This is a genomic window from uncultured Aliivibrio sp. (genome assembly GCF_946479765.1).
Classification (GTDB): domain Bacteria; phylum Pseudomonadota; class Gammaproteobacteria; order Enterobacterales; family Vibrionaceae; genus Aliivibrio.
The window spans coordinates 42,293-52,404 of the sequence record NZ_CAMLHO010000028.1 but is presented as its reverse complement, the minus strand read 5'-3'; the positions used below and the strand labels follow the sequence as shown (position 1 = coordinate 52,404).

General features: G+C 36.7%; 11 protein-coding genes. 8 read left to right on the top strand and 3 right to left on the bottom strand.

All coding sequences use genetic code 11. From position 1 onward, the window contains the following. Positions 1-146: 146 nt before the first annotated feature. Positions 147-1,085, bottom strand: a complete 939-nt coding sequence (locus Q1K78_RS11725) for an Rpn family recombination-promoting nuclease/putative transposase (protein ID WP_300178690.1) — start codon at positions 1,083-1,085, stop codon at positions 147-149. 395 nt (positions 1,086-1,480) lie between these two features. Between Q1K78_RS11725 and Q1K78_RS11720 the strand changes: the two genes are divergently transcribed. The 3 genes from Q1K78_RS11720 (at position 1,481) to Q1K78_RS11710 (ending at position 4,479) form a co-directional block, all read left to right on the top strand. After that, the gene (locus Q1K78_RS11720) at positions 1,481-1,981 is read left to right on the top strand and encodes a tetratricopeptide repeat protein (protein ID WP_300178687.1); all 501 of its coding nucleotides are present in this window, start codon (positions 1,481-1,483) and stop codon (positions 1,979-1,981) included. Between the two features lie 12 nt (positions 1,982-1,993). Continuing rightward, positions 1,994-2,377 (top strand): hypothetical protein, encoded by a 384-nt coding sequence (locus tag Q1K78_RS11715; RefSeq protein ID WP_300178684.1) that lies wholly within the window; start codon positions 1,994-1,996, stop codon positions 2,375-2,377. 1,052 nt (positions 2,378-3,429) lie between these two features. Beyond that, positions 3,430-4,479: a hypothetical protein gene (locus Q1K78_RS11710; protein WP_300178681.1), complete on the top strand. Its 1,050-nt coding sequence runs from the start codon at positions 3,430-3,432 to the stop codon at positions 4,477-4,479. Positions 4,480-4,575: 96 nt separating this feature from the next. On the opposite strand, the gene Q1K78_RS11705 is transcribed toward Q1K78_RS11710, so the two are convergent. Next, positions 4,576-4,725: a Hok/Gef family protein gene (locus Q1K78_RS11705; RefSeq protein WP_080966771.1), complete on the bottom strand. Its 150-nt coding sequence runs from the start codon at positions 4,723-4,725 to the stop codon at positions 4,576-4,578. Between the two features lie 790 nt (positions 4,726-5,515). On the opposite strand from Q1K78_RS11705, the gene Q1K78_RS11700 reads away from it, so the two are divergent. The 5 genes from Q1K78_RS11700 to Q1K78_RS11680 all read left to right on the top strand — a co-directional run bounded on the left by Q1K78_RS11700 (position 5,516) and on the right by Q1K78_RS11680 (position 8,881). Further along, positions 5,516-6,490 (top strand): zincin-like metallopeptidase domain-containing protein, encoded by a 975-nt coding sequence (locus tag Q1K78_RS11700; RefSeq protein ID WP_300178693.1) that lies wholly within the window; start codon positions 5,516-5,518, stop codon positions 6,488-6,490. A 79-nt stretch (positions 6,491-6,569) separates the two neighbouring features. Then, the gene (locus tag Q1K78_RS11695) at positions 6,570-6,869 is read left to right on the top strand and encodes a type I restriction endonuclease subunit M (protein WP_300178674.1); all 300 of its coding nucleotides are present in this window, start codon (positions 6,570-6,572) and stop codon (positions 6,867-6,869) included. A 368-nt stretch (positions 6,870-7,237) separates the two neighbouring features. Beyond that, positions 7,238-7,411, top strand: a complete 174-nt coding sequence (locus Q1K78_RS11690) for a hypothetical protein (protein WP_300178671.1) — start codon at positions 7,238-7,240, stop codon at positions 7,409-7,411. Then, entirely contained in the window at positions 7,408-8,331 is a 924-nt protein-coding gene (locus Q1K78_RS11685) for a hypothetical protein (RefSeq protein WP_300178668.1), read from the top strand. Before Q1K78_RS11690 ends, Q1K78_RS11685 begins: the two co-directional genes overlap by 4 nt. A 262-nt stretch (positions 8,332-8,593) precedes the next feature. Further along, entirely contained in the window at positions 8,594-8,881 is a 288-nt protein-coding gene (locus Q1K78_RS11680; RefSeq protein ID WP_300178666.1) for a hypothetical protein, read from the top strand. 195 nt (positions 8,882-9,076) lie between these two features. Here Q1K78_RS11680 and Q1K78_RS11675 read toward each other — a convergent pair whose 3' ends face one another. Next, a complete protein-coding gene (locus tag Q1K78_RS11675; protein WP_300178663.1) occupies positions 9,077-10,111 on the bottom strand; it encodes a type IV secretion system protein in 1,035 nt (344 codons plus the stop codon). Between the last annotated feature and the right edge of the window lies 1 nt (position 10,112).

Genomic DNA, 10,112 nt, shown 5'->3' with positions numbered 1-10,112 from the left:
TAAAATGAGTCATAACTTCATTGTCATGTGACATTAAGGCAAACCCTAATGTCACCTACTTTTTAAATTACAAAAAAAGAGCGAACACCGTTCGCCCTTTAATCTTACATATCCACAAAATGTGCATTACATTATGACGGAATGTACTAATGAGAAATAAGTTCTAATTCACGAGAGCTAAATCCAGTCGCTTTCATGATTGCATCTTTATCAACGCCTGAGAGAAGTAAGTTACGAGCCATTTCTTTCAATGTATCTTGACGGCCTTTTTGTTCGCCTTCTTGACGGCCTTGTTGAAGTCCCTGTTGAAGACCTTTTTGCTCGCCTTGCAAAATTAGTTGCTCTGCTATTGTCATTAGTGTGCCCTCGTGTTTTGGTACTTGCTGCGCCAACTCTTCCAATAACGTATTCACGTTCTGAGTTTCCCCTACCGTTACTAAGTATTCAATCAGGGTTCGGACTTGGCTGTCTGTGTGGTAGTCATTTAATAATAAGATGGCTAACGATTCAAGAATATCATTGATGTCTTTTTGGTAAATGTGTTTCTGGACTAGCTCTAATAGTGCAATGCGCTTGTGCTGCATTATCTCACTGTCATCCATAACAGTGACATCCACTAATGGAAAATCATTGTTATAGAGAGCTTTCGCCATTTCTGGTTTAGTAAAACAATCTAACCAATTCATGCTGTATGGATATGGTGATGTTTTACCGTGGTAAAACAGCAGAGGAACAACTAATGGCAGATCTTTGTTTCCAGCGTCAAGATGCTTTTGCATGGCTGCAATAGCATATCTGAACATCCGAAAGGCCATGTGCTCGTCAGGGCTACTTTGGTGCTCAATAAGAGCATAAATATAGCCGTCACCACATTCTGTCTTCATTGAGTAGAGCACGTCTGAATAATACGGACGTAAGTCGTCTTCTAAAAACGAACCTGATTCTAGTTTCAATGTTGATAAGTCGCATAACGTTTTAAGATGCGTTGGTAAGTGTATTTCCAACATATCTTTAGCGGTATCAGGCGTTGTTAAAAAGGCTTTAAACAACCCATCATGGGGTGTTGTTGTGTTTTTCTTACTCATGAAAAGTGATCCACTCTACTGATTAAGTTAAGTATACCACTAATCGAATGGAAAATAATTTAGTGTCTGAGAGTGGTTAAAATGGAGGCTATGACGTAATTTTTGTTTGGAATTGCTTACAATATTATTACCCTGTAAATCGCTCTGAAAGTGTCATAAACTTTCAACTATGATTTGGGGTATATCAATGTGGTTTACATCTAAAAAGTGGCATTGTGAGCATTTTAGGCTGGGAAAGCATGGTTTTTATAGGCTAACTTGGCTATTTTACATAAGGGGCATATCGCGTACAACTTTTGTAGCCCTCTTTTCGCATAATCTTGTGATAACATAGATAAATTTACAACCCGAACAATATTTTATTTTGTTCGGGTTTTACAATGTGGATTGTATTTATGAAACTTTTTAAGTTGTACTCTTTTTTATTGGCTTCTTTACTTTTTATGTTTTCTTCTTTGGCCTCAGCAGGATTTTCTAATGCTTTTCAAATAATTGAAGTTTCAGCAAAAAACGGGAATGCTGCCGCACAATACTCTTTAGGTATGTTTTATTATTTTGGAGAAAAATTAACCCCTGAAGTAAAGCAAGATTATTTTAAAGCTGCTGATTGGTTTGAAAAATCTGTTAAACAAGGGAATCCAAATGCTCAATATCAATTAGCAGTTCTTTACAGTACAGGTAAAGGTGTTAAAAAAAATGAAGTTAGAGCTGAGGAGTTGTATTTAGATGCTGCTATACAGGGACTTCCTTCCGCTGTGTATATGATAGGTTTATCTTATGAATTTGGAGGTAAGTCTATAAAACAAGATACCCCAAAAGCCTTGATGTCATATGGTGAAGCTTGTGATATGAAATACCAACCTGGTTGCGATGCATATGCAAGATTAAAGAAATAGAAGGCATCGATTATGAAAAAGAGAAAAGCAACAATCACAAATGATGATATAACTGAATTTAAAGAACATTGCCCTCTTAAGCTAAATACAAGATATAAGGTTTATGGTTATTACCTAACTGTAGGCATTAAAACAAATAATATATTATTTGTTTCTGCATACCCAACAAGCGTGTATAGAGATGATGCGCTGGTTAAAGGGGAGCGTATTATCAAGGTAAATGTAGAAGTTTATCGTAAGGCTCTCGTTGAGGTTGGCTTATTACAAGCTATGGAAAATAAATATCGTAAAGCTCAAAATTTATTACCTCTGCCTAGAAGTGGTGAGTCCTATAAATTAGCTAAAGAACTTTTACTTGAAGTGACTAAACAAGAAGCCAATAACTATTTACCATAACACCTGTAGTAAGAACCGCAAAGGTCGCCTAAATTGGCGGCCTTTTTCGTGTCTGGACGTTACACGATCACGCGCGTTCTGAACTGATTTAACGTGGGATATTTTTTTTGCTTTCCCGTAATCAATTATATAGAAAGACTTTGCTTTGTACGCTACTGTATCAGTATGGCTACTCAAGTGATTGAATTGCAAGGAATTTTCTGGATTTAATCCCGTTTGAATGGTAAGTTATCAAATTGAACTACCCAATAGGTATAGATGGCTGGAGAATAAAATTATGATCGCAAAATTACTTTCTGTGAACACTGAAAAGTTAGCTTGGATTGCTGTAATCGGTCTTATTGGCCTACTTTACATCAAGTGAATTGTGGTTTCACACTGTGAAACCTTCCTCGCATCATCGATGCGTTACTAGTGCGTGTTAGTTCGAACCTGATTTAACGCAACGCGCATATCACGCATCGAATTGGGGCTAACAACAGCAGAAGCTGTTTACCCGAAAAAAATTTATGTTGCAGTGTTTTTTTATCTCTCAAAGTACCCTTGGATATCTAGTTAGTGTTATTCCTAAAATGCTCTGGCACTTGACGTAGAAAAATTGATGGTAAAATAAATGAGTAAATAAATATGACATTAATTGAATTATTTTCTGTGGGTATTGGTGGAGTAACATTGCTTGTTATTGCTTTCAATTGTGGTTTTTGGTTTGGTAGCTTTACTGAGAGGTCTAAATAAGTTAATTCAACATAAAACCCGAAGTAAGAACTGCAAAGGCCGCTAAAATTTAGCGGATTTTTTTGTTGCTTACGATCACGTTTTAATTCAAATTTCGCTAAAATGAGTCATAACTTCATTGTCATGTGACATTAAGGCGTACCCTAATGTCATTACATAGACTGATCAGTCTATGAATGTCACTATCAAGAAAACAATATAAGCGTCTGGTTGATACTAAAACGATAATCTCGTTGATTGATCAAGAGTAAAATTATGGACACAATGAGTTTTCATTTATAATCTGGCTTATAAAAATTATACGGTTTGTGGGTTGTATGAATAAAAGAGAATTGCGTCAGTTATCTGAAGTTATAATAAATGAAATTGAAAACGGGAAAATTAAGTACATTCTTAATATTTGTGAATTGCTTAGTGCCGTTGCAGAATATGTAGCGAAGGCTCGTTACACTATATTTCTTAATGATAACAACTCTAGCCATCAGGAACGTAATCAAATGATTTCATACGTAACTGCTTGCATTAGGAGTGAGCAGTCAGAGGTTGAATATCGGAAAGTTATAGTTACTTCACATCTTGTAGATGAGATTTTTCAATCTTTTCAAGATAAAATTGAAAATGAAAATACTCTAATGAATCTAATGGATGAATTAAGAGAATCATTAGAAATTTTCATTGTTAAATATGAGTCATACAAGAATGGTTATACCCATTATGCTATGTATGAATTATCTTTCGCAGCGTTATCATTAAGTAATAAAATTAAAGAATTTGAAAGAACTATATTTTTGATGTCATCTATGCCTATATCAAAAATAAATGATAATTTATGTCATTTAGAGGTTTATTTATCGAATGTTGATAATTTAAAATCTTTTGGTTTAAAGTTAGAAGCTGTGGACTTTATATATAAAGAATTGTGTTTTTTATTAGGTGAATCTACAAGCGATAATCCTATTATTATTGAGTACATCGAGAGTGGAAGCTTGTGGTTAAAAATAGCAGGGCATACTTTAACAGCAACAATATTAACTAGTGTTCTAAACTCAGCATCTGCATATTATGTAGATAATTTTACAACAACAGGTAAATTACAACAATTGCCCGCGTCAGTAACTATGGTTAATGAGTTATTGAAAATATCGGAACAATTGAACGAACAAGGGATAGATACTTCAGAGATTACTGATAATTTAAATTCTGCGACTAAGAAGATCGCTAATAAATTGGATATATTATTAGGGGATCAACCAGTTATAGAAATTAATGATAAGGTTCATGATGTCGGTGAATTATTTAAAGATAAATTAATAGAACAAAGCAAAATAAACTTACTTGAAAATAAAAGTGCTGATATAAAAGGCTAATGTACATATTTTTTAGTGTGAAAACATGGGTGCTTGTGGCCTATACCTTACAATCTGAAATCGGGTAGCTGCTTTACTCAGCTACCCGTCCAGCTTCTACCTTGATTCGTAGGCAAGTGTTGCCGTTATTATCGTACTACCTGATTGATACGAAATATCACACAGTGAATCCCGCACCAACCAAAGACTAATTACAATAGTCACACAAATGACTACTAAACTCGTTACAGCCGATTTTTTTAGCATTTTACTTGCCCCTTATCAAAATAGAGGCTAAGATCCGTATTGTCTAGGTACATCACTTAAACCTCGTTAGTTAATGAAAATTAAACTTTCGGGGTTTTTGTTTATCTACCGTCTACAAAACTTGCGTTATGCTTTCGGTTGATAGCCAAAAGCACCCACCGACATTCTACATTAAACACTTTCTCTTATCCTAGCTTTTCATTTACTTATCTTTCAATATCGTCATTTCTAGCTCAGTTTATGCCTTAGTATTACCGTGTTTTTCGTGAAAATATATGTAGCATTTTCCTACAGTGTTGCGATTTGTTATAGATATTTCGGGGCTATAATTGGTTTTTATTGCCGTATTAAATCCCAATATTAGATCTTCTATTTATTATTCAGGGCGTTTTTTTCTATCGAAAAAGGGTCATTTCCTCGCTGCGCTCGTCCTCCGATAACCCCAATCCGTAAAGAAACAGAGTTTCTAACGGCTAGTGGGTTCCTGTCGTCATTCTCCCCAACGCAAAAGCAACATCAAAGGCCAGTGCCAGAGCTAAAATCAAGAGCTTTCTCTTCTCTTTCTAAGTGCTTGTAATCGCTGATAGTGGTTTCATTGCGTCATTGTTTTCCCTATGTGTGCTTTTTCATTTCGTCCTCGCTACTTCCTGTTAACCGTCTCCTATCAGAACCTCCCTTGCAATAGTTCGCTTCGCCGCGTTGCGCTTTTGCAAGGCAGAACCATGCTAGGAGGCCGGACAGTCAGGCGAAGACGAAGATGAAAACTCACTTAAACATAGGAAAAACAGCCATGACTTATTCAAACACTATCAACTCAACAATCACTAAAGAAATAGAAGCGACTAAAGCAAGAGCAGGCTCTCCCAAAAATGAAATGGGTAAAAAGCGTAAAACAACAAAAAAACGCGCAGTCGTAAAAGTATCTAAAGACATTTATCAAATGGTGACGGATCGCATTATGGCAGCACTAGAAAGTGGGGTTAAACCGTGGGCGTGTCCGTGGGATAGAACCAATGAATGTTCAATGTTACCAATGAACTTTAAAACAAAAGCGAATTATTCAGGGGTGAATATTCTACTGCTTTGGAGTGAAACAGTTATGAAAGGTTTCACAAGCTCTTACTGGTTGACCTATAACCAAGCCGTTGAGTTAGGCGGTAATGTTATCAAAGGCCAAAAAGGGACTTCAATTATTTTTTATAAAAATTGGGAAAAAGAAAACGACGACGGAAAAATGGAACGTATCCCAATGCTAAAAAGTTTTACAGTGTTCAACATTGATCAAGTGGAAGGTATCGAAAAGCCAGCGGTTACAGTGGCAGAAGTAAGAGAGAAAAACGAATTTGTAACGCTAGATCACGTTGTTAAGGCCATCAATGCAACAGAAATTAAAATCAATCATTGTGGGGTTAGTGCTTTTTATTCGCCGGCACACGATGAGATCACATTGCCTATGGTTGATCGTTTTAATTCGTCTTGTGATTATTATGCGACTACATGGCATGAATTGGTTCACGCAACAGCTCACAAAACCCGTTTAGATCGTAATTTAAAAAATAGTTTTGGCTCTAAAGATTATGCGTTTGAAGAATTGATCGCGGAATTGGGTTCAGCGTTCTGCTGTGCTGATTTGGGGATTGTGGGCGAGGTGCAACATGAAAGTTATATTGCAAGCTGGCTAGAGCGTTTAAATGGCGATAAGAAATTTATTTTTAAAGCCGCAAGCCAAGCAAGTAAGGCGCATCAATGGCTAATTAAGCGATAAAAAAGAAAAGGCTTAAAGCACCTAATGACAAGTAGCTTTAAGCCTATCTATTTTTAACTAACGTAAGGAATATAAAATCATGACTGATATTTGTCAATGTGAAATTTTACCTATCTCATTTGAGCTAGGAAAGGTTGTTTTAACACAAGGTATTAACCATTTAATTCAGGGAGAGCATGACACACTTAAACCATTTTTAGATCGTCATTATTCATGCGATTGGGGGACAACGTGCGAGGAAGACAGCTTAGTTAATAATGAGGCGACGCATAACGGTGATCGCATTATGTCGCAATATGACTATGATGACATTCAAATTTGGATCATTACCGAATGGGATCGCAGTGTAACAACGGTTTTATTACCGAGTGAATATTGATTAATTATTATTGATAGGGAGGGGGCTTCGCCCCCTTAAACGTTGAGTTCGTGGTTTAAAAAAAGCGGTTAAAAGCCTGTAGTAAATAACTACACAGTAGTTATCTGCTTTATAAATTAATGAGCATTATTCAGGGCGTTTTTTTCTATCGAAAAAGGGTCATTTCCTCGCGGTGCTCGCCCTCCGATAACCCCAATCCGTAAAGAAACAGAGTTTCTAACGGCTAGTGGGTTCCTGTCGTCATTCTCCCCAACGCAAAAGCCACATCAAAAGCCAGTGCTAGAGCGAAAAATTAAGAGCTTTCACGTCTCTTTCTAAGTGCTTGTAATCGTTAATAGCTGGCTCCTGAGTCATTGGTTTACCTATGCATGAGTATTCATATCGTTTCGCTACTTCCTGTAAATCGTTTCTCACCACAACCTATTGGACAAGGGTATATGAACGCTTCACGCCCTTGTCCAATAGAACGATGGCAAGAAATCGAACAGTCAGGCGACCACGAAGATGAATACTCACTTAATCATAGGAAAACCAGACAATGACTCACTCACTTGCTATCAACTCAACAATCACTAAAGAAACAGCCGCGATTAAAGCAAGAGCAGGCTCTTCCAAATCTGAATTAATTCAGAGCAAGAGCGTATTGCTTGGAATGTTTGCTAATGAGTCAGTAAATAGTGTGACTATTCGTAAAAATGCGGTGAAAAAAATTGCGCTTCTTTTGTCTCTAGCGACTCAAATAGTAAAAGTTAAGGAAACGTATTCAAGTGATTCTTGTACTTATAATGAGATTGAAACGGTTTCAACACTGGCAGACGTTCAAGAGTATATGACGAATGAATACCATAATTTAAAAATCGAATTAATCCGAAATCGTCACAATGATGAAATTAAATTGGTAATGAATAAAGGCGTTTGGTGTTTTGTTTCGATGGTGATTACATTTGGAGAAGTAGAGCCTGCGATAATTGAAACGCTAACGGTAGAAGACGAACAAGAGCCAGTGAAACCACGCATGACCTACCAAGCGGTAGCGGCTTATTTACACTCTGGTTTTATCTCACCGCTTAATCATGGTTTAGTTGCTACCGATAAAACGCAAGAAGATGAAGAGAAAAAAATCGTTAAAGTCGTCGTTCTATGGTCAGAATCATACGCATTTAATAAAGAGCTTCGAGAGCAAGACAATAACGGTAATATTAATCAAGAGATTTCTATGGAAGAATATAACCGCCTTGCATGGTTGACCCTTGCAGATCAAAAACAATACCTAGCAGAGCATGAAGATTGTAAAGGGTATGGATACGATAAAACTAAGGTTGAAATAACGTTAGCGACAGGTGAGGTATGTCAGTTTAGGCATGATATTTGTTTTAGAGAGCCAACGTTAGAAGGCGAGTGGGCGCAATGGGTAGATTATTGCAGAGCAGAAGACGAGAGAAAAACCGCGAAATTGCATTAATACGTGATCCCATCCCCTTACTTTTGAGTAAGGGGATTTTTTGAAAAAAATCTTTTCCACATACCCACAATCGGCTCACGAGAGGGGTTGAATGTCTCTTACCGCCTCATGTGGATATGTGGAAAAGAGTCCGCACTTTTACAGTGAGCTTATCTATTGATTTAAGCTATAGTGTTGCTTTTAACTACAGTTAATTTAAGTGATGTAATATACTACTATGTGGTAAATTACTATATATTATTTTTGTAAGGATAAATCGAAAATGTTGTCACAAAAAGAACAACTAGACCTTATTGTACTTAGGTTTATTGATGCGCACGTAGATTTGTACGGTGAATTTAACGTCCCGTTTATCGCTGATACATTTCGTATTCACCGAGCGACTGCGAGTGCTATTGTCACAAAATATAAGAAGAAAAAACCAAGTAATTTAGTCTACGATTTGAGTAAAAAGAAGTACGTGAAGGGCTATACTTTTGAGAGGGTATTTTTAATGAATGAACGTTCATTACTGTATCTGAACGCGATTGATGTAATTTATTCCAGTTAAAAAAAAGCCAAGCACTGAGAGGCTTGGCAAAAGTAGTATTAATCTGAAAATAAAGCGCGTGTACCTAGTTGGTGACACAATAAGAGTAGTAATTTTCATTACTGCAAACAATAGGAATCGACTATTTAGGCTAGGAAATAGTCGATATGTTGATTGTATTTCAACTTATGATGCTTGGGTATCATTATTTTCAGCTTATGATTTTCGGTTATGCTCAGCGATTTTGTCATTAATCGCTTGGCTTCCTTTGGTTTGCTGTGGCGAGGCTTGCGCATTGCCTTTTGTTACTTGATTCGCTTGCTGGTCAGTCCATGAATCCCGTTGTGGCTTACTTTCTCCTTTTGGTGCGCCATTCAGGAATTTAGCAGCGGCAGCGGCAACAGGGGCCGCCATAGCTTCTTTAAATGTTAAAGAGCCAGATGCAAACCCACCAGCCAGTGAGCCTGATAGGTTTGGTATCTGTTTCACTACCCACGTTAGAATACCAGCCACAACCACGATTTGTATCATTACGGCGGTCGGATTAATGTCTTGCACCGCTGGATTATTTTTGCCAATAAAGTTGCTGATGATTTTTATTGCCATCGTAATGATGATAACCCCAAATATCTGAACCAATACATTTTCTACAATTTTTGTTACCCATGAATCAAAGAACTTGCGAGTGATTGGGAATATTGCAAAAGCGATAAATAATGGTCCAATAACAAATAATATTGTTAATAAAAATTTGGTTCCAATTATGATGATAGCTGAAATAATCGTTAATATGGCAATGACGGTAAGAATTACCATACCAACAAAGAACCACAAATAACCCTCTGTCCAGCCTACTTTTGATAAACAGTAAACAGTAATATCAACAGCTTGCATTAGTAAACTGTCTAATGTTTGATAGATATTGTGATTGTTACCATTTTTACTGATTGCATTAGAGATACCACTTGACCATGCATTTACCCCATCAATTATATAGAAAGTGTAATTATCCACGTTCAATACCAATGTCGTGATTGTGATTACCTGAATGCCTAAAATCACCGTATCACGGGCTAAGTCGTCAGTTTTACCAAAAATTTGTAAGTATCCTTTCACCATAAGGAAAAGAGTAACGCCCATCATGATTAAGGGACTTATTGCTCTGATTAATCCACTGATACCAGAAACAATAAAGTCTGAAGTGAAATTATCAATTGTTCCGCCAATATAACTGAATACGCTAATGTCCATG